The 20668-nt window shown below is 52.9% G+C and carries 19 protein-coding genes and 1 pseudogene; 10 read left to right on the top strand and 10 right to left on the bottom strand.

Going from position 1 to position 20668, the window contains the following annotated elements:
- Positions 1 to 491: 491 nt before the first annotated feature.
- The gene (locus tag B880_RS0119600; protein WP_157060594.1) at positions 492 to 1736 is read left to right on the top strand and encodes an OprD family outer membrane porin; all 1245 of its coding nucleotides are present in this window, start codon (positions 492 to 494) and stop codon (positions 1734 to 1736) included.
- 110 nt (positions 1737 to 1846) lie between these two features.
- The gene (locus tag B880_RS25685; RefSeq protein ID WP_157060593.1) at positions 1847 to 3640 is read left to right on the top strand and encodes a hypothetical protein; all 1794 of its coding nucleotides are present in this window, start codon (positions 1847 to 1849) and stop codon (positions 3638 to 3640) included.
- A gap of 40 nt (positions 3641 to 3680) precedes the next feature.
- Here the strand turns inward: B880_RS25685 and B880_RS0119590 are convergent, their stop codons facing one another.
- The 3 genes from B880_RS0119590 to B880_RS0119580 all read right to left on the bottom strand — a co-directional run bounded on the left by B880_RS0119590 (position 3681) and on the right by B880_RS0119580 (position 5501).
- Positions 3681 to 4583 carry a homocysteine S-methyltransferase family protein gene (locus B880_RS0119590; RefSeq protein ID WP_017349160.1) on the bottom strand — a complete coding sequence of 301 codons (903 nt, stop codon included), beginning with the start codon at positions 4581 to 4583 and terminating at the stop codon, positions 3681 to 3683.
- A gap of 129 nt (positions 4584 to 4712) precedes the next feature.
- On the bottom strand, positions 4713 to 5141 hold the full coding sequence (locus B880_RS0119585) for a DUF3828 domain-containing protein (protein WP_017349159.1): 429 nt from the start codon (positions 5139 to 5141) through the stop codon (positions 4713 to 4715).
- A gap of 3 nt (positions 5142 to 5144) precedes the next feature.
- Entirely contained in the window at positions 5145 to 5501 is a 357-nt protein-coding gene (locus B880_RS0119580; protein ID WP_017349158.1) for a CHAP domain-containing protein, read from the bottom strand.
- 186 nt (positions 5502 to 5687) lie between these two features.
- Between B880_RS0119580 and B880_RS0119575 the strand changes: the two genes are divergently transcribed.
- Positions 5688 to 6437, top strand: a complete 750-nt coding sequence (locus B880_RS0119575; RefSeq protein WP_071524424.1) for an HAD hydrolase family protein — start codon at positions 5688 to 5690, stop codon at positions 6435 to 6437.
- Here the strand turns inward: B880_RS0119575 and B880_RS0119570 are convergent.
- Positions 6417 to 7805 (bottom strand): aminotransferase-like domain-containing protein, encoded by a 1389-nt coding sequence (locus B880_RS0119570; RefSeq protein WP_017349156.1) that lies wholly within the window; start codon positions 7803 to 7805, stop codon positions 6417 to 6419. The two genes, B880_RS0119575 and B880_RS0119570, sit on opposite strands and share 21 nt — an antisense overlap.
- 129 nt (positions 7806 to 7934) lie before the next feature.
- Between B880_RS0119570 and B880_RS0119565 the strand changes: the two genes are divergently transcribed.
- Complete coding sequence (locus B880_RS0119565) at positions 7935 to 8792, top strand: DMT family transporter (protein ID WP_017349155.1); 858 nt, start codon at positions 7935 to 7937, stop codon at positions 8790 to 8792.
- On the opposite strand, the gene B880_RS0119560 is transcribed toward B880_RS0119565, so the two are convergent.
- The 3 genes from B880_RS0119560 to B880_RS0119550 form a co-directional block, all read right to left on the bottom strand.
- On the bottom strand, positions 8793 to 9317 hold the full coding sequence (locus B880_RS0119560) for a GNAT family N-acetyltransferase (protein ID WP_017349154.1): 525 nt from the start codon (positions 9315 to 9317) through the stop codon (positions 8793 to 8795). It lies immediately after the preceding gene.
- Between the two features lie 13 nt (positions 9318 to 9330).
- Positions 9331 to 9963 (bottom strand): hypothetical protein, encoded by a 633-nt coding sequence (locus B880_RS0119555; protein ID WP_026042789.1) that lies wholly within the window; start codon positions 9961 to 9963, stop codon positions 9331 to 9333.
- 373 nt (positions 9964 to 10336) lie between these two features.
- Positions 10337 to 11512, bottom strand: coding sequence for a YbfB/YjiJ family MFS transporter (locus B880_RS0119550; protein ID WP_017349152.1), 1176 nt, complete (start codon positions 11510 to 11512; stop codon positions 10337 to 10339).
- A gap of 117 nt (positions 11513 to 11629) precedes the next feature.
- Here B880_RS0119550 and B880_RS0119545 point away from each other — a divergent pair, with 117 nt between their 5' ends.
- The 3 genes from B880_RS0119545 (at position 11630) to B880_RS0119530 (ending at position 15132) form a co-directional block, all read left to right on the top strand.
- Complete coding sequence (locus B880_RS0119545) at positions 11630 to 12427, top strand: helix-turn-helix transcriptional regulator (RefSeq protein ID WP_017349151.1); 798 nt, start codon at positions 11630 to 11632, stop codon at positions 12425 to 12427.
- A gap of 137 nt (positions 12428 to 12564) precedes the next feature.
- Positions 12565 to 12960 carry a hypothetical protein gene (locus tag B880_RS0119535; RefSeq protein ID WP_017349149.1) on the top strand — a complete coding sequence of 132 codons (396 nt, stop codon included), beginning with the start codon at positions 12565 to 12567 and terminating at the stop codon, positions 12958 to 12960.
- Between the two features lie 348 nt (positions 12961 to 13308).
- Positions 13309 to 15132 carry a M48 family metallopeptidase gene (locus tag B880_RS0119530; RefSeq protein ID WP_017349147.1) on the top strand — a complete coding sequence of 608 codons (1824 nt, stop codon included), beginning with the start codon at positions 13309 to 13311 and terminating at the stop codon, positions 15130 to 15132.
- A gap of 58 nt (positions 15133 to 15190) precedes the next feature.
- Here the strand turns inward: B880_RS0119530 and B880_RS0119525 are convergent, their stop codons facing one another.
- Together B880_RS0119525 and B880_RS25280 are read right to left on the bottom strand one after the other, a co-directional pair.
- Positions 15191 to 15592: a VOC family protein gene (locus B880_RS0119525; protein WP_017349146.1), complete on the bottom strand. Its 402-nt coding sequence runs from the start codon at positions 15590 to 15592 to the stop codon at positions 15191 to 15193.
- Between the two features lie 256 nt (positions 15593 to 15848).
- A pseudogene (locus tag B880_RS25280) lies at positions 15849 to 16768 on the bottom strand (LysR substrate-binding domain-containing protein).
- Positions 16769 to 16877: 109 nt separating this feature from the next.
- On the opposite strand from B880_RS25280, the gene B880_RS0119515 reads away from it, so the two are divergent.
- The 3 genes from B880_RS0119515 (at position 16878) to B880_RS0119505 (ending at position 19549) form a co-directional block, all read left to right on the top strand.
- Complete coding sequence (locus tag B880_RS0119515) at positions 16878 to 18260, top strand: MFS transporter (protein WP_017349144.1); 1383 nt, start codon at positions 16878 to 16880, stop codon at positions 18258 to 18260.
- Entirely contained in the window at positions 18257 to 18634 is a 378-nt protein-coding gene (locus B880_RS0119510; RefSeq protein WP_017349143.1) for a DUF4440 domain-containing protein, read from the top strand. The genes B880_RS0119515 and B880_RS0119510 overlap by 4 nt, the downstream gene beginning before the upstream one ends.
- Positions 18635 to 18748: 114 nt before the next feature.
- Entirely contained in the window at positions 18749 to 19549 is an 801-nt protein-coding gene (locus B880_RS0119505) for a MetQ/NlpA family ABC transporter substrate-binding protein (RefSeq protein WP_017349142.1), read from the top strand.
- 54 nt (positions 19550 to 19603) lie between these two features.
- On the opposite strand, the gene B880_RS0119500 is transcribed toward B880_RS0119505, so the two are convergent.
- The gene (locus B880_RS0119500) at positions 19604 to 20263 is read right to left on the bottom strand and encodes an HAD family hydrolase (protein ID WP_017349141.1); all 660 of its coding nucleotides are present in this window, start codon (positions 20261 to 20263) and stop codon (positions 19604 to 19606) included.
- Between the last annotated feature and the right edge of the window lie 405 nt (positions 20264 to 20668).

Raw genomic sequence — 20668 nt, 5'->3', positions numbered from 1 at the left:
CACCACAGCTGGGCTGGAAAGCTATAAGTCGCCATTACATTGTTTTAATTTCCGACAGTGCAAGACCGCCAGATGCGGGCCACCTTAACCAATAGAACGGCATGATGCAACCCTATATCCAAATAACATCTCCCGAAAAGCCAGGATATTTAGTCAATATCAGACAAAAAATCGATAATAAATCCAGCATAGCTCACCCCGTAATTTTCGCCAGAAACAGCAGGTTATTATCCCTGTTATTATGGACAAATAATGCGATATAACTGGTGCCTTATACAGGCGACAACAAGAAATCCACACCCTGGTCAAAAACCAGGCAAAAGAGTGCCATTTAGCACGAATGGTTAAAGAAACGCACGAAATGGCAGGTTTTCAATGTTAAGGTGATGCCCCCTCAAAAAGGGTAACCTGCATACAGGTTGATAATTAAACAAAATAAGTCACAGAACACAGGCATACACAACGTGAAAAAGAGTTTCCCATTTGCGCTTTTGACAACACTGACCCTCTCCTCTGGCGCAGCCTTTGCTGCCGATCAGACCGATGGCGGTTTTATTAATGACAGCCACCTGAACGTGTTGCTGCGCAACGCCTTCATTAACCGTGACTATAAAGGTGATTCCCGCGATCGCCGTGAGTGGGGCCAGGGCGTTATTGCCAACTTCACCTCTGGCTTTACCCAGGGTCCAGTGGGCTTTGGTATTGATGGTCTGGCGCAGTATGCGGTACGTCTGGACGGTGGTCGTGGGCGCAGTGGTGCTGGCGGTATCGACTTCTTCTCTCAGGACAATGACGGCACAGCTAAGCACGATCTCGCGAAATTTGGCGCAACCGCCAAAATGCGCTTCTCTCATACCGTATTGAGCTATGGTACCCAGCGTCCGGTTCTGCCAATCATCACCAGTGATGATTCGCGCTTGCTGTCTGAAACTTATACGGGCTTTATGCTTGATTCGCAGGAAGTAGACGGCCTGGACGTCAGCGCAGGTTACTTCACTGATGAACAGCGTAAAAGCGATGACAGCCATAACTCTGGCCTGAAAAACCTGATGTTTGGCGGTGCCAGCTATCAGTTCAATGACCAGCTGCGCGGTGCATTCTACGCTTCAAACGTCCAGGACGTGCTTAACAAGCAGTATCTTGGCCTGAACTACAAGCAGCCGCTGGCGGGCGATCAGTCACTGGACTTCGATTTCAACGGCTATAATTCGCGCCTCGACCCTAACTATGCGAAAGCACAGGATACCGGTCGCAGCAACACCATCTGGAGCCTGGCGACCAGCTATAACTTCGGTATCCACACCTTCAAGATTGCCTATCAGCAGAGCAGTGGCAGCACCGGCTATCACTACGGCGGTTACCGTAATCAAGGTGGCGTTGGCGACGGCGGCAATACCATCTGGCTGTCTAACTCCTACTGGTCAGACTTTAACGGCGAAGATGAGCGTTCATGGCAGTTGGCTTACTCTGTTGACCTGAGCGGCATCGGGGTTAACGGCCTGAGCTACGATGTGGCTTACGTGCGTGGTGATAACATTAAAACCGCCGCTACCGATAACGGTCACGAGCACGAGTTCTTCAACCAGCTGACCTATAAAGTGCCACAAGGCCCGGCGAAAGATCTGAAAGTGAAACTGCGCTTCTCTACCCTGCGCGTTTCCTCAGATGCGTCTGACTACAACGTCGGCGGTGAAGAAGTCCGCGTTTACGTTGAGTATCCATTCGCTCTGTTCTAATCTCCGCTCCCTGGTCTGAGCCTTCAGGCCAGGGAACACTTCTCGTGCAATAGACTGAACCTCCACGCTGCTGGGGCGACTCAAAGCGTTTGCCCTGTAAAGCGCCTCCTATGCCGAAAAGTCTCTCTACTCATGCCTTACCCGTGCCTATGGCCCACGCGCCATGCTCCGCGACACCTACAGCACGCTGGCCAAACATCCAGAGTTACCTGAATGACCCCAACATTCCCGTTAAACGGCTGGTGGTGGGATGTGGACAATCGCCGCAAAACGTCACGATGGGCAGTTTAGGTGGCACCCCGTGCTCCCGACAACGCAATCACGCTCAGGATTTCACCCTCGATATCAGCCCAGATGCCGGGGCGGACTGCGTGATGGATTTCGTGATGGTGCGCGGCAGCGATATCTATCTGCACGGTAAATCCCGCTTTGATAGCATAGAATTTGAATACCTTAGTCGGGGGCCTAAACACCCTTTTACTCCACAACATATCGAAAGCTGGATTAAAAACGCGGATGCGCTGTTGAAATCATCCGGGCAGATTCACTTTTACAACTGGCATCCGCCCTATTTAGCCCAGGCACAGGCCGCGATGCAGGCGCTGGGTTATAAGGTTTCCACACCAGAAGATCCTCAACGGTCAGGTGGCGATAGCTATTGCAGCGGCAGCAAGCCTTCTCTGCTCTCTCGTTTCTGGTACCGCTCTTCACTCACTGCCACCTCGGACAAAATACACCAGAAAATTACTGCCGATATGCCCGCCCCACTCGCCGAAATGCAGGCATTTGAGGCTCTAAAAAAACTGATGATGTTACCTGCCAGCAAGGAACTCTCCCTGAGTGCCACCGCATTGACGCCACATCTGATCCAACAGCTGGATAGCCTGCTGCCGCTGGTGGCTTTACTACAAACGCCCCACGGTGGAAAAATGCTAGCGACAATCACCGGTGCAAACACACCCGTTGAGCTAAATCTCATTTTGGCGGAGCGTTTTCGCGCTCATTTTCTGCAACAGGCGCAGCAAGCTCAGCCTCAATATGGCTATGCGCTGAAAGCACTGCTGGATGCGCGCCTCACGACCTTCATTACTGCGTTGCCTTCCAGCGACACTATCGTGCCCTGGCAACAGGCGATTTCGCTGCTGAGTGATACGCTGTTAGATAACCTTCAGGGAAAAGTGCAGCGGGCACATTATGCAAAACGGATTGCCCGGAGAAAATGGCCATCCCCTGAGCTTACCCAAGCCGGGTCTGAACCCTTAATGGCATTGCCCGGTAAGCTGGGCGCACAGGATGAACGTCAGTGGCGTCAGATGCAGCATCAGCTCAGCGATGCTGTAGCGTCACAACAGAAAAAAATCGCGTGGCAGCAGGAAGAACAGCGGATCGCCAAATGGCAAGCCAGCCAGAGTGCCAGCAAGCAACGTATTAAAATTGAAGCGGCGCAACACCTCGCTCGTGGCCTTATCGCCGCCAATCAGGCTTATGCGGCCTCGATACATAAACGCGAGCAGAACCGCCAACAGTTGGCAGAGAGCATGGCTGCCAGCCGGGCGCAGCGCCAATCGGACTATCAGGCGGAACGCATGGCATTAACACAGCAACAAAAACAGGTGGGACAGCGCCTGCACGCTCAGGCATCGCTTCCTGCAGTTTCACCTGAGAACCCCTCGGGCAATCGCATCGAACAGCCTGTAACAGAGACTCTGTCATCCAGCACATCAACCTTGAGTCTGGCAAGCAGTGACTCTTCGTTCTCCAGCGCTTCCTACACGGATACATCGGGCGATGCATCCCTGTTACAGCAGGGTGAGAAAGCGCAGGCTAGCCAACAGCAGCATATGAGCGATGCGGAAAAGACGCTAGAGGCACTTCAGGCGTTAATCAACCGTTGGGGAGGGTAACTTTTGCCACCCGTGAGCAGCGGGTGGCAGGGCTTGCAGCTTACTTCAGCGCCTGAGCCAGAGCCGCAATATTTTCCGGCCCAATGCCACAGCAGCCGCCCACCATGGAAGCCCCTTCGGCGATCCACTCTTGCGCCCACAGCAGATAACCTGCCGGGTCGGTGTCTTTACGCAACGTGCTCAGACCATCGTTCGCTTCGCCGCTGTTGCTGTTGTGTTCAAACGCATTCGCGTAAACACCAATCGCGATTGCGCTGTTATGCGCCAGCAGCACGGCTTTCGCTGTGCGCACCGCAGAGCGCATCACTTCTGGATGGCTGCAGTTGAACAAAATCGCCTCTGCGCCCAGCTTAATTGCCGCTTCGACGGCGGCAGAGACAGGTTCACCGGAGCGTAATACGCTGTCGCGCTCAGCGGCGTCATCTTCATCTTGCAGGGTGAAAGAGAGCCATAATGGCTGAGGGTGTGAGGTCAGCAGTTCGGCAATCGCTTCCGCTTCGGCAACAGAACTGATGGTTTCGCCTAGCCACAGGTCAACGGCCGGTGACTGCGCGTTAATTAACACCTGGTGGATTTTCTGTGCGGCCTGCTTTTCAAACAGATCGGGACGATATGAGCCCAGTGCTGGCGGAATCGAACCCGCGACACGCACCGGTTGCGAGGCCTGATCGGCGGCTTCACGCGCTAATGTACCGGCTAATGTCGCCAGACGGGCACCATCCTGCTGAAAGCGTGTTTCCCCAATGTGGAACGGCACCACGGCGTAGCTGTTGGTGGTAATCACTTCCGCCCCGGCGGTAATAAAGCTGCTGTGCACGGCTCGCACCTGTTCTGGCGCTTCATATAACGCCAGCGCTGACCACTCCGGCTGACGAAAAGGTGCACCTGTACGCGCCAGTTCACGGCCCATACCGCCATCGAGAATGATTTTCTGCGTTGTCATTGTAAATCCCTGAAAGACAAAAGTGGCATGATGCTACCGCCATTCAATTAGCGGTGTCCAGCATGGGTAGGAATGGATTTTTTCAGGTGGGAAAAGTAGAAGCCCCCTGGGTGCAGAGGGCCAAAAGCATTACTTAATCAACGTCACTGAGCGAACTTTCCAGCTGCCCGCTTCCTGAACCATGCAGTCAGCGACTACGTGCTCCTGTTTCTTGCCAAAGGCAACATACACGTTGGTGCAAGCGGCATCGTAATCGGACGAGATCACATTGATTTTGTTCCAGTCTGCGGCATAGTCCTGGGCTTTAATAAACATGTCCGCATCCGGCACGTCCACGTCATTGCTGTCGGCCTGGTAGATTTTCTTCAAGGCCTGCACGGTATCTGCCGTGACGTAACGGCCCAGGTTTACGTAATCCTCCAGGGGTTCTTTCTTAGCAATTAACTGCCCCACATACCACTGGTTGAAATGAAGTGCGGCCAGTTCTGCGGGTGAAGATGCCTGGGCAGACGCAGCCAGCGGCGCAAGTAGCAACGCTGCAATCAAAAGCTTTTTCATAGATTAGTTGTGCCTGTAGATAACATAGCCGGGATGGACTGCACGATAACCCGGACCGGGATACATGGTGCGCTGGACAAAATCACTGATCCACTCACGCCCATCATAAATACAGGCATGACCATAAGGATGACCGGGAATCGGTTGAATCACCGCAACATCCCCGGGCTGTGGATTGCCAGAAACCGCTGTGAATCCTGCCGCGATTAAATTGCGGCCCATGTCTTTGGCAAACGGGGTGAGTTGCAATTGCGCGCCACCGTGCTTTAAGGCATCAGTCACGAAGTGGGCGCATTTACCGTGGCTACGGCTTAACGCGTGCTGGCGAGCATAAGCTATCGCTCGAGGGGTGCTCCACATAAAAGATCCTTTTTATGTTGAAAAAAATCACGGCTCATTCTGTGCAAGAAGCGTCCCAATATCAAACGATGTTTATGGATCGTGATTCAGAACAATCTGAAATGCTTCGCTTTGTGCAGTCGCGTCAGGGGGAGGGTTGTGTTAACGTTTCGCGCTTCAAACCAGAGTGAAAAGAAAGGATGCAACGTGAACACATTACCCAACTGTGTGTTTGACCTCGACGGAACCATTATCACCAATGGCGCGCCGCTGGAACCGCAACTGGCGCAGAGCATTGTGCAGTTGATGCAAAGTCATCGCGTAATTTTTGCTTCGGCCCGCCCGGTGCGCGACATGCTGCCACTGTTACCCGCAGAACTGAAGTCATGTCTGATGATTGGTTGTAACGGCGGCATGGCGTGGCAGGCTGGGGAATGCTTGTTTAGCAGCCAGTTTGATGCCCAATACGCCGATCTGATCATCACCTTCCTGCAACAAAGCCAGGTGCCTTATGTGCTGGATGGGCCATGGAGCTTTTCGACTTCTCGCCTGGCGCACCCGTTCCACGACTACATGCGCAGTTTGTCACAGCATGAAATTGAAGAGTCACGGTTAATCGGCCAGGGCGTGGTGAAAATCCTGATCCTCGATGGCGCTTTCCGCAGTGAGTTTGATGCGTTCCTCGCCGCACAGCAGCTCACATTTACGCTTTATCACCACCGTCACGACAACGTGTTTGATATCAGCCCACGGATAGAGAGCAAATACCTGGCGTTACAGCGTCTGGAGGTGGATATGTCCCGCACCGTGGCATTCGGCAATGACAGCAACGACTTTGAGATGCTGCGTAACGCCAGCCGTTCCGTGTTTATTGGCGAGCGTGACTATTTTGCTGAAGCGACACATTACTCCACTACCGCTGCCCTGCCCGCGCTGTTAGCGCAGTTGGTCGCTTAAAGCCTGTTGCAGCGAGCGATAGATTCGTTCGTCGCTGCACTGTGACACATTAAACCGCATCAACGTGCTGGCGCTGCCGGACTGGCTGAAAATATTGCCGGGAGCCAGCACCACATCGTCACGCAGGCAACGGCGCGCCAGTTCAACCGCATCGATGTTATCCGGCAGCTGACACCAAAGAAACAGTCCGGCCGGAGGCATTAGCCAGGGACGAATGCCCAGTTGTTGCAACCGGCCGTGGGTGTTTTTCATCGCCTGCGCCAGCCGCAGTTTTAACCCTTCCAGATGGCGACGATAGCCACTGTCCGTTAACACCTGCAGCATCATTTCGGCGGCTAATCTGCCGCCACCGAAGCTGGTGGCAATTTTCAAATCGATTAATGCCTCAACCCACTCTGCCCTGGCCGCAATATAGCCGCAACGCAACGCTGCTGATACGGTTTTGGAAAAACTGCCTATCGCAATCACGCGGGATAAGCCATCAAACGCCGCCAGCCGCGGAGCCGGACGATGTTCAAAATCAGCAAAAATATCATCTTCAACGATGATCACATCGTGTTCTTCCGCCATTTTCAGCACCTGGTGCGCCACCAGTGGCGACAGCACCGCGCCGGTTGGGTTATGGATCGCTGAATTGGTAATATACAGGCGCGGTGAATGAGCCTGTAATACCGCAGCGAATGCAACGACATCCGGGCCATTGGCCGTGTAAGGCACGCTAACGATATTCACGCGATGCGCCCGCAGCAAAGCGTGGAAGTTAAAATAACAGGGATCATCCACCAATACTGTATCGCCCGGCTGCAGCAGAAAGCGACAGATCAGGTCAATCGCCTGTGTGCCCGATTCGGTTAACATCACCTGGTCGGCCTGGGTTTTAATGTCCTGATTTGCCATGCGCCGAACTAAAAGCTGCCGCAGTGGCAGGCTATTCGCCGACGTAGCGTAATCTGCTAGCGTAGCTGCAGGCGCGCGTGCCATTTTGCGCAGTGCGCGCCGCATCCCCTCTTCATACATCCAGTCAGAGGGCAGCCAGCCGCAACCGGGTTTGAGTTTGCCATCTTCCGCATCTAACGCCTGGCGCGAGATCCATAACGGGTCAATATCGCGCTCTTTCACGGCTGTCATGTGCGTCAGGTCAAGGGGAGCGATGGGCCCGGCAACAAAAAATCCGGCTCCCGGTCGTGAATTGATGACGTTTTCTGCCGCCAGCCGGGCATAGGCCTCCACGATGGTTGAAGTCGAAACGCCTGAGAGTCGCGCCTGTAACCGGACCGAGGGTAATTTCATCCCCGGCGTCAGGGCGCGTGCCGCAATTTGGCGGCGAATAACGGCCATGACCTGCCCGGTTTTATTGTGCTCACTCATCTGTTTCCCCCTAACTGTACTGGTCACAGTACCAATACAGTTTTATAAAACTGTACTGAAGTGTATCTGTCTCTGAGCCCTGCGCCAATGGTTAACTTATGGCTTCAATTCTGACAGATGGACGTATCGATGAGAGTGAATGGTTGGCTGAGTGGTTTTGCAGGCGTGGTGATATTTGCCGGTTCGTTACCGGCTACCCGCGTGGCGGTGGCGGATCTCAACCCGCTTTTTCTGACCGGCGGGCGCGCAACGGTCGCGGCGGTGTTGGGGTTATTATTACTGAGGTTACTCAGGCAGTCCCGCCCGAAAAAACACGATATCGGCAAACTCATCATCACCGCCGCAGGCGTAGTGGTAGGCTTCCCGCTACTGACTGCACTGGCGCTACAGCACGTGACTTCCGCCCACTCCATTGTCTTCGTCGGGCTGTTGCCGCTCTGCACCGCGCTGTTCGCGGTGTTGCGTGGAGGGGAACGACCCCGTCCGGTTTTTTGGCTGTTCTCCCTCAGTGGCGCGCTGTTTGTAGGCGGATTTGCGCTGTTTAACAGCAGTGAAGGCTCGTTAACCGGAGACAGTTTGATGGTTGCTGCGGTGATCTTGTGTGGCATGGGGTATGCGGAAGGTGCCACCCTGTCACGCCGTCTGGGTGGTTGGCAGGTGATCTGCTGGGCGTTGATTCTCTCCCTGCCGGTAATGCTGCCGTTGACGCTGTTCACCCTGCCTGATGACATCACTCAGGTGAGCGCTACTGCCTGGGGTGGATTTATCTATGTTTCCGTGTTCAGTATGCTGGTGGGATTCATTTTCTGGTATCACGGTCTGGCACAGCAAGGCATTGCGGCCGTTGGCCAGCTTCAGCTCCTGCAACCGTTTATTGGCATGGCACTGGCCGCTCTGCTGTTACACGAGGCCGTCACCTGGCCGATGTTGTTAGTGACCTGCGCCGCCGTAGGTTGTGTGTTCGGCGCGCGCAAATACGCAGTCTGATTAGGCTGAAAGGTGTTTGTAGAACAGGGAAGTTGGGGTTAACGCACCGTCGGGCATCAGCGCATAATCCGGGATCTCACCGGCCTTCTGCCAGCCTGCATGTTGATAAAAGGTTTCGGCTCCGCTGCCCGTTGCGGTATCCAGCACCAGTAAGCGAATGCCGTGCTGTTTTGCTTCCTGCTCCAGTGCCTGCATCAAGGCACTGGCAACGCCTGAGCGTCGTGCGCGTTGATGCACCAACAGTTTCGCCACATCCGCACGGTGCGGCTGGTTTTCCGGCTGATCGGTAATCAGTTGCACCGTGCCCACAATCTGACCATCAACATCTTCACACGCCAGTACCACCCTTTCACCCCGGGCGACACTCTGGCGGGTCTTCTGCCAAAAAGCCACCGCGCGCTGATGTTCAAACGGCAACATAAAACTCACAGAAGCCCCGTGATTGACACAGTTATGCAGCACCTCGGCCAGTTCATCCTGACGTGCTTCAATTTGCGTTGCCGATAAGCTGAGTATTTTTTGCATTCAAGTCGCCAGGTTAATGTAAGCGTTCTGTACTTATCACAAACAGTCTATGGACATGGCTCTCTTTGTCATAACCCCAACAGAAATCAGCCCATGTGCCGTAGAACTCATCCCAGTTTTGCATAAATGTCAGAGGCCGATCTTCCTGTGTCCCGTCTGAGACATAGACATGATACCCCTCAGACTGAATAGCCCAGGCGATCATTCTTTCCCAAAAACGTCTCCCATCTCCTGTCTGCTCACTGTCAGAAACAACAATGGAATATTGCGTTAAGAAATAACGGAAAAACTCCTGTGGTAAGCCGCTGACAGCCCTATCATGCTGTGGTTGGACAGTGCGCCATACCAAAATTTGCGTACAGGTTTTACGGGTTGGAACAATGTGGTCAAGCAGTTCCAGCTTGACTGCATACACGGTTTCAGGAGTAGCACTTGCTGTCACCAGCCGGTACTGCCCACCTTTCACCGAGACCAGTAAACGATAGCCATGGGGTGTCACAAAGCCCGGTAGAGAAAAGTCTTTTACGCCTGATGAAATAAAGGCCTGAGTGTGATCAACATTCTTGTCGGTAATGCTCAGTTTGGCATCAAATCCAGCTGATGGGATAAGTAGTGGCATTTTCTGTTGTTTTAAATAGGGTTGCATGATGTCCTCCATGTGCACTGGAGTACTTCGCTCAAAAGGTGAGACATACCTGCCTCAGGTTAACGCCCAAAACCTAGTCTAATTACAGTTGTTAACCGTGTAAAGATTAACCGGTTTAGCCAGTGGATAACAGCGGGGATGATGCAGAATCGCGGGCAAAAAAATGCCGTCATTCAAGACGGCTACCTACAGGTACTACTTATATTATTATTAAAATGTGTTTCTGCCGTGCAGCATAACGTCAATTGCTACCGGTAGCAATCGCTGAAGGGTAAATTTTGAAGTTTTTATTCCAAATAATGTCCGATTTGAAATTTAATAACCAAAATACAACAGCGGGATCACAATCCCGCCGCTTAGCGATATCGCCCAGTCAGGCCTGTTCACGCATCAGACCGAGCACGGCCAGCCCCGCCAGAACCAACATAGCCGCCGCCAACAGAATCGCCGGGGCTAGCGAACCCAGCAGTGCAACACTGGCCGCAGAGATCAGCGGTCCAATTAGCTGACCGCTGGCGTAGCCCGAGGTCAGCATACCCACAGTGCGCGCCAACGATCCGGTTGAGAACAGACGTGCCAGGCGCATACTGAACTGCATGATGGCGAGAAAACCTAACCCCGTCAGCAGCGTAGAGATCACCAGCCCTGCTGTATTTGACAAAACCACCGATGCTGCCACGCCAATGCCCTGCAAAATCAGCGCTATCGCCAGGCAGTAACGTGGACGGTACTTACCGGCAACAAAGACCGCCAACAGCACCCCCGCCACCGCAGAAAGACCAAACAGCGGCCAGAAAAGAGAGACCATCGGACTACCAGCAGGAAACTGGCTATGCGCCATCTGGGCCAGAAATGTCGCCGGTAGGATGTAGCCAAATCCCGCTAATGAGTACACCGCCAGCAAGACTTTTAAATTATTACTGATCTTAGCTTTAGGCGCTGACGCGGCAGGCGTTGCAACCGCAGCGGGTAACGTCCGCCAGATCCCCATCGCCGCGACCAATGCAACCGCACCATAGATGTACCATGCTGATGAGGCCGAAAATCCTGCCATTGACCATGCCAGCAAGCCACTCAGGGTAATCCCTATTCCGGGTCCGGCGAACACCAGAGCAGACAGGCGCGGAGCCTGACGTTCGGCCAGCATCAGCTGTGTCCAGGAGGTCACGATAATCAGCGCCCAGGCGCCGCCTACCCCCGCCAGAAAACGAAACAGGCATTGCAATATAAAGGAGGTGGTGGCCCCTGATGCGAGGGTAACGGCCACCGTGATTGCCAGCCCGCTTTTCAGATAGAGCGCATGATGTTGCCGTAAACGGCTGACATAGATTGCCCCCAGCAAGTAGCCGACATAGTTCATAGCGGCTAACACCCCGGCGCTAGAAAGAGACAGTTGCCCGTCACGGATCATTAAAGGAATTTGTGGCGTCAGTGCGAAACGCCCAATACCCATTACCGCAACTAACGTCAGGATGCCGGTAAACATAATTGTCAACGCGCTGGCTGACTGCCGCTGTGTTGTTTGTGTGAATAACTGCTGTGAAGACATTTGTACTTTTTATCCTCGTCTGGATTAACGTATTCTTGGCGGCAATAATACCAGGCTGAAAAAAAGTAAAAATGGGGCGGGTTATCCTATGATTAAAACTCATACCCAGGAGAAATAATGGCCAGAAACGAAGATGTTAAAAACTTTCTGCATAAACATCGCGCGCAGGTTAAACCTGAAGCGTATGGCATTGACAGTCAACAGCGGCGCGTGCCGGGCTTACGCCGTGAAGAAGTGGCTCAACTGGCCGCCGTTAGCGTCAGTTGGTACACCTGGCTGGAACAAGGGCGGGATATTCGCATCTCCCCGGCGGCAATTCAGCGCATTGGCAAAGTATTACAACTCACCCCAGTAGAGCAGAACTATTTTTCCGCGATTGTCTTTGGTCATACTTTGCCCTCAGAACAGAGTCCCGACATTCCCAAAGAGGTTAAGGTGATGGTGGATGCCCTGCACCCCTATCCTGCTTTTGTCCGGCGGGAAAACATGGACATTTTGTACTGGAACCGTGCCGCACAGGAGAATATCTTTGACTGGACGCAGGTCCCCCTCTCTGACCGTAACTCTCTGAAACTTATGTTTATTGATCCCGCTTACAAGCAGCGTATTGGCAACTGGGAAAGCGCGGCACTGCATACCATCGCGGCATTTCGCAATTATCAGGCAGCGGGACGCAACTCCGCCGATTTCGACTCCATAGTGAGTGATTTGAGTGCCCGCAGTGCTGATTTTGTCGCGCTGTGGCAACGGCATGAAGTGAGTCGTATGGGGGCTGGAAATAAAGCCATTTTGGATATCAACAGCGAGATGAAACATTATACCTACACCTCGCTAGAGGTGGAAAATACACCAGGCATCTTTGTTATTTTTTACGCACCTGTCCTGAATAACGCGTCACAAACAGGGTGTGAATGAAATATGTGAAATTTCATTTTTCTTCATTTAATTCCGGTGGACGTTACATTTTACTCGTGGGTTTTGCTGATATTTCAGACTATTTTATTGCCATACCGTCGCACTGCGCGTGATATTTCACCGGTATCGGGAATAAAATGGCAATTAAAACGCAAATCCTCATCGGCCTGCTTAGCTGTGGCTGGCTAGCCCCCGCCTGGAGCGAAGGCGAGTATCAAATCCAGTGTGCCGGACATCCCCCCATGGAGATGGTGATGGCACAGTATGGTGTTAATTTCCTGCTGTGGCCGCCTGAACAGCAGATGATCATGGCGGCTGGCACCAAATTCTCTCACCTGGCAAATGGCGATCCCGTGACGATAACCGCGTTCGTCAACGGAGATCAACTGCTGGAAGACAGTGAAGATGATGCCACCTTCTTTCGTTTTGCCGACAGCGGACAAAGTGAGTTCTGTGGCCGCACCTCAACCCGACCGTTACCGGAAATTGAGGTCCAGCGCTACGAGCCCGATCAGCAAAAGCAGCCATCCTGACATCAGTAACACTCATGCTTTTCTTTTTATGTCCGTATTGCAAAATATGAGGTTTTCCCTCGAGCAGGCTCACACCCCCCCCTCTTCGTTGCTGCACCTCCAGCACAAATGTGCGCACCACTTTCGGAATAATCCAAAAATGCATCACTTTGGCTGATGTATGGGTTGATCTGGGGAGTGGTTTCCGTAAAGTAGCGCACCAGCGGTCCCGGAAAGAAATGGACCTGAATAACAAAACCTGACGCCGGTGCCCCGGCGATGCGGAAAAGGATTTCTGCCCACCTGAACTTTCCTTGCCTGCATTGCCACTCTGGCCTTTGTATTTTTATGAGACAAGGAAACCTCACCATGAAAAAGGGATTTACTCGAATCCTGATCTACCTGCTGCTGTCGCTGTTTTTAATCCCTGCTATCACCCTGATTTTCACCGAATACGGCAGTAATAGATTTGGCAACGAGGTTGCCAGCATCATTATTGATAATGCCCGTAAGCAGAATCAGGATGTGACGGAGGTACAAGCGTTCCTCAATGAGCATCCGCCACAGAGTGTTTGTGTCCCTGTCGATTCTGACCTGCAAGATTACCAAAATTCCGTCTGTCCCCAGGGCTCTGAGCTGTGGCAGTTCCATGCCTTTACCAAACTCTCGGTCGCGCTTATTGTCTTTGGCGTGTTTGTCCTGCTGCTGATCGCCGCGTTAAGTGGCTTAGCGTTCGCGGGGCCCGCTATTCAGGGCATTAGCCTGCGTCTGGCCCGCCCGATCCTGATTGTAGTAACGCTGATTGAAGTCCTGGTTCAGGGGCTGCTGCTGGTGTGGCTCTCATTCTGGATCACGGCCTTCTTCACCAACAGCTATTACCCGAAACTCATCCTGCTGATTGGTCTTGCTGTGGTGGTGGGCGTCTTCTGCATTCTCAAAGGGATTTTCCGTCGTCTGCCCCCGCCGGACGATACCGAAGGGATTGAGGTCACTCGCACCCATGCTCCCGCCTTGTGGGCGCGGTTGGATCAGTTGGCCGCGCGCCTGGGTACCACGGCACCTGACCACGTTATCGCCGGTATTGATGCCAGCTTTTACGTTACCGAAGCGCCGCTGAGTATTAAAAAGCAGAAACTGCGTGGCCGTAAACTCTACGTCAGCCTTCCTCTACTGCGCCACCTTACGCCGGAACAGGCCGATGGTGTCATGGTGCATGAACTGACTCACCTGCAAAAAGGCGATACCACATCCAGCGCGGCGCTGGGACCAAAGCTGCACCATCTGGATCTGTATATCGAACTAATGGGCGAGAACCCTTTCACGCTGGCGGTCTACTATCCACTGGCCGTGTATCGCATGCTGTTTGAACTGGCATGGCAACGCTACAGCCGCGATCGAGAGTTTATTGCCGACCGTAAAGCGGCAGAAGTTGCCGGGCCGGCCACCATTGTAGAATCGCTGGTTAAAATCTCGGCCTACTCCGCCTACTGGGGGCAAGTAGAACATGAGATGTTTGCGCACAACGAACGCCATGACGAAACCCTGAACATGCGTGACGCGATTGCAAAGGGGTTAACTGACTACGCCCATTCCGACGGTTTCACCAGCATGATGCGCGAGCAAAACGTGCCACACCCGTTTGACTCCCACCCACCGCTCAGTGAAAGGATGCAGAACGTTGGCCACGTGATCGATGAACGTGATTTTGCCGCCGTAGCCACTCTGATGCCGCAACATAGCTGGGTGGATTTAGTCCCGCATGCCGATGAGATTGAGCAAACCTTGTGGCAACGCTATGAAAGTGACTTCTCTTCCGCGCACGAAGAGAGCCTCTCCTGGCGCTATGAGCCGGTAGGTGAAGAGCAAATTGCATTAGTCGAAAAATACTTCCCGCCTGTGACCTACAAACTGCGCAAAGGCAGAGCGATCAGCGTTGGCTGGCAGGGCGTCACCGAGCCGAAGCATGGCAAGGTATGGAGCTGGGATGCGATTAGAACAGCAAGCTTTAACAGTAACCTGGGCATTACCTATGTCATTTTCTACTTCCACGAAAAACAGGACAACGGTAAAAAAGTGCAGATGGTGTTTTTACCGGGTATCCGCAAAAAATTTACGGAGTTTAGTGAAGACATTGGTAAATTCCTCTATCGCCACCAGGTGATGCGCGAGCAGCAAAAAAACACTGAATCCTGAGTTTTGCTATAACCGTGAGAGAACATAACGTTCTCTCACTTTTTCACCTGTCCACAGGCTACAGCTGCTTATTCTGGTACAGGTCCCAGCGGTTACCATACAGATCTTCAAACACCACTACCGTGCCATACTCTTCTTCACGGGGTTCCTGAACAAAGTTAACCCCTTTCGCCTTCATCGCCTGGTAGTCACGCCAGAAATCATCCGTCTGTAAGAATAAAAACACTCTGCCCCCGCATTGATCGCCGATGAAACGCTCTTGCCTCTCATTGGAAGCGCGCGCGAGCAGAAGATTGCAATCACTCTCAGGATTAGGCGTCACCACAACCCAACGTTTACCCGGTTGAGGTGTATCTTCTACCAGCGTAAACCCCAGCTTGTCGGTGTAATACTCAATCGCACGATCATAATCATCAACTACCACTGCGATGTATCCCATGGCTCTTTTTTGCGTACGCATCAACGACTCCCTTCTGGTTTGGATACTGTTTTGTACCACATCTGCTGAGGGCTGTGGTGCATTACTCAGGCGCGCAACCGTTTGCTAATCAACGCAGTTATCCACAAACTACCGGGATATCTGCCGAATAAGCCTGTGGATAAATCTGTTGGGACGCCGCCGAATGCACAACACAGCGAAGAGGTTAAATATTGACCATGCGATGCGCCGCGAAAAATATAGCATCGTGAGATGACGCGGAGATTGCGCGCCCTCTTTACCTTTCAACACCCTGCGTAATCGCCGGATGCGACAGATGGAAATGGCGTAAAAAATCGATAAAGGCGCGTACGCGTGCGGGGACATGTCGGGTATCCGGATAGACCGCATAAATCCCCTGAGGCGGAAATTGCCACTCCGGTAACACCCGCTGCAATGTCCCCGCCGCAATATGTGGCCCGGCTAGCCATTCAGGTAGCAGTGTGACGCCACACCCGGTCAGGGCAAACCCGAGCAGTGCAGATGAGCTATCAGCGGAATAGTGGATAGGGCTGCGAATGGCCAACGGCTCGGGCTGACCTTCGGGTCCGTGCAACGTCCAGTTAAGGGGATCAGCGAGGCGATTGTGGATAATCCAGCGGGTTGTGGCTAATGCCTGGAGTGAATCGATTGGATGTTCGGCCAGCCACTGCGGTGCCGCTACTGCGAAGACCGAAAAGCGATCAATCAGCGCCGCGCGATAGCTGGAGTCCGCCAGGGTGCCGAGACGAATCGCGACGTCGAAACGCTCAGAAATTAAATCCGCATGGTGAGAGGAAGAGACAAACCGCACCTGCAAGTGCGGGTGAAGACGCGTAAAAGCCGCCAGTGCAGGGATCACCCGCGCCTGGCCATATTCCGGGGTGCTGGTGATACGTAGCTCCCCGCTGAATCCACTGTGAGTCAGCTGGATATCCCCCACCAGACTCTCTGCCTGCTGTAGCAGCTGTTTACTGCGCTGATAAAAGACCTCTCCGGCCTGGGTCAGCGCTAAACGCCGGGTTGAACGCACCAGCAGCGAGACGCCCAGCTCGGCCTCTAACTGACGGATGTTAACGCTGATCGCTGCTTTGGTTTGGCGTAATGACGCTGCCGCAGCGGTAAAACTGCCTGACTCACCACGGCGATAAACATCGCCACCCGCTGTAGGCTAAGCATTAAAATGGCCCATGATTGTCAAAATAATTTTGACAGTCTATCACCGCCGTCCCCGTTTATCCCGCCAGGTGTTCACGCTAGATTGTCGCCACTTCACGGAGAGACAATCATGACCTATCGCAGCAAAGTGGCTACCGTCTATTTACTGAGCCTGTTTCTGGACCTGATCAATATGTTTATTTCAGGCGTCGCCCTTCCCGCGATGTCCGCCGATTTACACGCTTCAGTGGCACAGTTAGCCTGGGTCAGTAACGGTTATATTATTGGCTTAACGCTGGTCGTGCCGCTCAGTCGCTGGCTGACGCATCGCTTTGGCGCACGACGTCTGTTTTTACTCTCTTTGAGCTTGTTTGCGCTCGCGACACTGGCGGTGGGTCATGCGCAAAGTCTGACCAGCCTAGTGAGCTGGCGGGTGATTCAGGGCGCAGGAGGTGGTCTGTTGATTCCGGTCGGTCAGGCGCTGACCTGGCAGCTTTACGCCCCTGCCGAGAGAACCCGGATCTCCACGCTGGTGATGATGGTGGCACTGTTAGCCCCCGCAACCTCACCGGCATTGGGCGGAGTGCTAGTCGAGCATTCTGGCTGGCATGCGGTCTTCCTGGTCAGCCTACCGATGGCAATTATTGCGCTGGTTTGCGCTTTTATCTGGCTGCGTGATGCGCCGACGTCTTCCCCCAGCAGCACTTTAGATGTTCTCAGCGTTCTGACCAGCGCAGGAGGATTGCTGTTTCTGTTGCTGAGCCTCACCGCGCTGAGCGAACCCGACAAGATGCTCGCAGGCCTGTTATGGCTGCTTCCCGCGCTGTTACTACTGGCTGCATTTATTTCCCGCAGCCGTCGCCACCCTGCTCCACTGCTGGCTTTACATCTGGTGCAAATGCCACTGCTGCGCTTCTCAATGCTGGTTTATCTCTGCACACCAGGCTTTTTTATTGGTGTCAATATGATTGCGGTGTTCTGGTTGCAGCAGATGGCTGGCCTCAGTGCAGCGGCAAATGGCGCATTGATGTTGGCATGGTCTGTCGCCGCGTTTATCGCCATTCACACCAGCGGCAGAGGGTTTAATCGCGTCGGCCCTAAGCCGATGATCATATGCGGTTGTTTGTGTCAGGCCGCTGGCATTCTCTGGCTAATCGATGTGAACCTCTCAACTCCTCATCTGGTGCTTTACTGCGCGTACGCCTTGATGGGATTTGGCGGTTCATTGTGCAGTTCGAGTGCGCAAAACAGCGCCATGCTGGAGATTGATGCGGCAGAAATGGCAGATGCCAGTGCGCTGTGGAATATTAATCGCCAGCTTAGTTTTTGCCTGGGGGTTGCCTTGTTAAGCCTGTTGCTGAATGTGCTGGAACAACACCTCCCGCAGACACAGGCTTATACCTTGTGCTTTATCGTCGCGGCCGGTGTCACCCTGCTGCCCGCCCTCGTCAGCCTGCGATTGAACAGTCAGGCGATCAAACTGCATTTACTTACTGAGGAGAGACAAAAATGAACCCTTATCTTACCGAACTGCATCAAGGCCTGGACGCACTCGCTCACTGGTTAGGATCTGCCGAAGGGGAGTTTGCGCAACTGATTGACCGGTTTACAGCGGATTTTTCGATGACGGTGCCCAGTGGTGCACAGCTCGACCGCAACGGGTTGGCGGCATTTTTACAGGCGCAGCAGGCCAGCCGTCCGGGTCTAAACATTAGCGTTGATCGGGTATCGGTTCTTCACCAATGGGATCAGGGCGCGGTGGTGCATTATCGCGAATTACAGCATTGGGATGGCAACAGCGGCAATGTACGCTGGGCTACCGCACTGTTCAGTCTTGAGAATGAAAAAGTCCGTTGGCGACATGTGCAGGAGACGCTGGAAGCATGATTTTTGTCGCAGCGCGTCCGGCGCTGCAATTTTCGGCAGTCGCACCAGAATGGATGTACAGACGTCTAGATGTGTATTATAGTCCGTTCCCTACGTTAAGAAGGGACCTGTGTCATGAACAAAAAAGTATTATCCATCCTGTTAGCAGCCTCTGTGACGCTGCTGAGCGCCTGTAAAAAAGAAGATGACAACACCATTAAGGTGGCGATTAACACCGGCCCGGATCAGGCGTTGTGGGATACCGTTAAACAAGTTGCCCATGATAAGTATCATCTTGATGTAGACGTGATTGCGTTCAACGATTACGTGCAGCCAAATGAAGCGCTGTACAACAAAGATGTGGATGCCAATGCTTTCCAGAGCCTGCCTTATCTGAACATGCAGATGAAAGAGCGTGGCTATCACTTCGCCGTGGTGACCAATACGTTTGTCTTCCCGATCGCAGGCTACTCTCGCAAGATCAAATCATTGAAAGATCTGCCAGATGGCGCAACGGTAACGATCTCTAACGAAGCCACAACGCTGGGCCGCAGCCTGCTGCTGTTACAGGCTCAGGGATTAATTACTGTGAAGCCAGAGGCTGGCCTGCTGCCAACTACGCTGGATATTACGTCAAACCCGAAAAACCTGAAGATTGTTGAAGTGGATACCCCACAGTTAGCGCGCACACTAGACGACCCACAGGTCTACGTTTCCGTGATCAACAATAACTTTGCCGCGCTGGCTAACCTGTCTGCTTCCCGTGATGGCATGTTTATGGAAGGCAAAGCCTCGCCTTACGTGAATGCAATTGTGGCGCGTGAAGACAATAAAGACAGCTCGAATGTGCTGAAGCTGAAGGAAGCGTTCCAGTCACCTGAAGTGCTGGAAAAAGCGAACCAGATCTACAAAGGCGATATCATTAAAGGCTGGTAATGACTCACGCCTAATCGATTAAACCGCGCGACTTATCGCGCGGTTTTTTTTGCCTCAGGCCAGCAACAGCTGACTCAGCGCTGCCACATCATGGGCGATAGCATCAGGTTCACTGGCGCGTAAACGCGCTTCGCTGTGTGCTCCCCAGGTGACGGCACAGGTGTGTACACCGGCATTTTTTCCCATCTCGATATCGGTTACGGCATCCCCGACCATAATCGCATGGCGTGAATAGGGACCATCAGTAAACAACTGTTGTAATGCAATATAGATCCCCTCAGGATGAGGTTTATATTGCTTCACCAGGTCAGAGCCAATAATAATATCAATCATGCTTTTCAAACCCAGCTTTTCGATATTACTTTCAGCCACGGCCGTTTTCTTACTGGTAATTACAGCCACTTTTTTCTGGGCGGCTTTCAAATTTCCCAGCATCTCAGCAACGCCGTTAAATGCCGTGATATGGGTTGCCGCATGGTCACGATACAATTCACGAAAAGTGGTTAATAGCTGGGTAAACTGCGCTTCCGAAAAGGCTTCCGCCCCCATCTGGCGGAATGAAACCTCAATGGGAATGCCCATACAGTCAGTGATAGCTGCGGCCTCAGGAGCTGCAAGGCCATGAGCCACGAACGCTTGCTGCGTCGCAATGACCGAACATGAAGAGGAATCGGCTAGCGTGCCGTCAAAATCAAACAAAATGGTATCGTACATGTCTTGTATCCTTGCCATCACAGCTTACACGTTGATTATCATCTCAGGTGAATATCAGCCACAGATAATATCTGCTGAAAAATATACCTGAAGTGCATGATACCACCGACACTTGATGAGGTGTCGTTAATATTCCATTCAGGTTGAATAAATCGTAAAAATCCCTGCTGAATATAATGCTATTTCCTTCAGGGATAATTTCACATCGCGATGTCGGACTTTTCCTCATTTTTTATGTGGGTAAGTCTGTGAGCTGTGCAGCCACAAATCGCACGGACTATGTCACGCACCTCACTCACATTCAGGCACGGACAATGGCACGCACCTCACTAACATGAAGGCGGGGATGGCGGGGAGTAGAGTAAAGCTTCCGCTGCATGGATGCAGCGGCAGAGCCTCCAGGGA

It is taken from the genome of Pantoea sp. A4 (genome assembly GCF_000295955.2).
In the GTDB taxonomy this organism is placed as follows: domain Bacteria; phylum Pseudomonadota; class Gammaproteobacteria; order Enterobacterales; family Enterobacteriaceae; genus Pantoea; species Pantoea multigeneris.
This window is presented reverse-complemented; position numbering and strand designations above follow the sequence as displayed.

What these genes read in the sequence shown, in the direction of transcription:
- B880_RS25685 (WP_157060593.1), top strand. Translation starts at nt 1,847, where the DNA reads ATGCCGAAAAGTCTCTCTACTCATGCCTTACCCGTGCCTATGGCCCAC.
- B880_RS0119590 (WP_017349160.1), bottom strand. Translation starts at nt 4,583, where the DNA reads ATGACAACGCAGAAAATCATTCTCGATGGCGGTATGGGCCGTGAACTG.
- B880_RS0119585 (WP_017349159.1), bottom strand. Translation starts at nt 5,141, where the DNA reads ATGAAAAAGCTTTTGATTGCAGCGTTGCTACTTGCGCCGCTGGCTGCG.
- B880_RS0119580 (WP_017349158.1), bottom strand. Translation starts at nt 5,501, where the DNA reads ATGTGGAGCACCCCTCGAGCGATAGCTTATGCTCGCCAGCACGCGTTA.
- B880_RS0119570 (WP_017349156.1), bottom strand. Translation starts at nt 7,805, where the DNA reads ATGAGTGAGCACAATAAAACCGGGCAGGTCATGGCCGTTATTCGCCGC.
- B880_RS0119565 (WP_017349155.1), top strand. Translation starts at nt 7,935, where the DNA reads ATGAGAGTGAATGGTTGGCTGAGTGGTTTTGCAGGCGTGGTGATATTT.
- B880_RS0119560 (WP_017349154.1), bottom strand. Translation starts at nt 9,317, where the DNA reads ATGCAAAAAATACTCAGCTTATCGGCAACGCAAATTGAAGCACGTCAG.
- B880_RS0119555 (WP_026042789.1), bottom strand. Translation starts at nt 9,963, where the DNA reads ATGCAACCCTATTTAAAACAACAGAAAATGCCACTACTTATCCCATCA.
- B880_RS0119550 (WP_017349152.1), bottom strand. Translation starts at nt 11,512, where the DNA reads ATGTCTTCACAGCAGTTATTCACACAAACAACACAGCGGCAGTCAGCC.
- B880_RS0119545 (WP_017349151.1), top strand. Translation starts at nt 11,630, where the DNA reads ATGGCCAGAAACGAAGATGTTAAAAACTTTCTGCATAAACATCGCGCG.
- B880_RS0119535 (WP_017349149.1), top strand. Translation starts at nt 12,565, where the DNA reads ATGGCAATTAAAACGCAAATCCTCATCGGCCTGCTTAGCTGTGGCTGG.
- B880_RS0119530 (WP_017349147.1), top strand. Translation starts at nt 13,309, where the DNA reads ATGAAAAAGGGATTTACTCGAATCCTGATCTACCTGCTGCTGTCGCTG.
- B880_RS0119525 (WP_017349146.1), bottom strand. Translation starts at nt 15,592, where the DNA reads ATGCGTACGCAAAAAAGAGCCATGGGATACATCGCAGTGGTAGTTGAT.
- B880_RS0119515 (WP_017349144.1), top strand. Translation starts at nt 16,878, where the DNA reads ATGACCTATCGCAGCAAAGTGGCTACCGTCTATTTACTGAGCCTGTTT.
- B880_RS0119510 (WP_017349143.1), top strand. Translation starts at nt 18,257, where the DNA reads ATGAACCCTTATCTTACCGAACTGCATCAAGGCCTGGACGCACTCGCT.
- B880_RS0119505 (WP_017349142.1), top strand. Translation starts at nt 18,749, where the DNA reads ATGAACAAAAAAGTATTATCCATCCTGTTAGCAGCCTCTGTGACGCTG.
- B880_RS0119500 (WP_017349141.1), bottom strand. Translation starts at nt 20,263, where the DNA reads ATGTACGATACCATTTTGTTTGATTTTGACGGCACGCTAGCCGATTCC.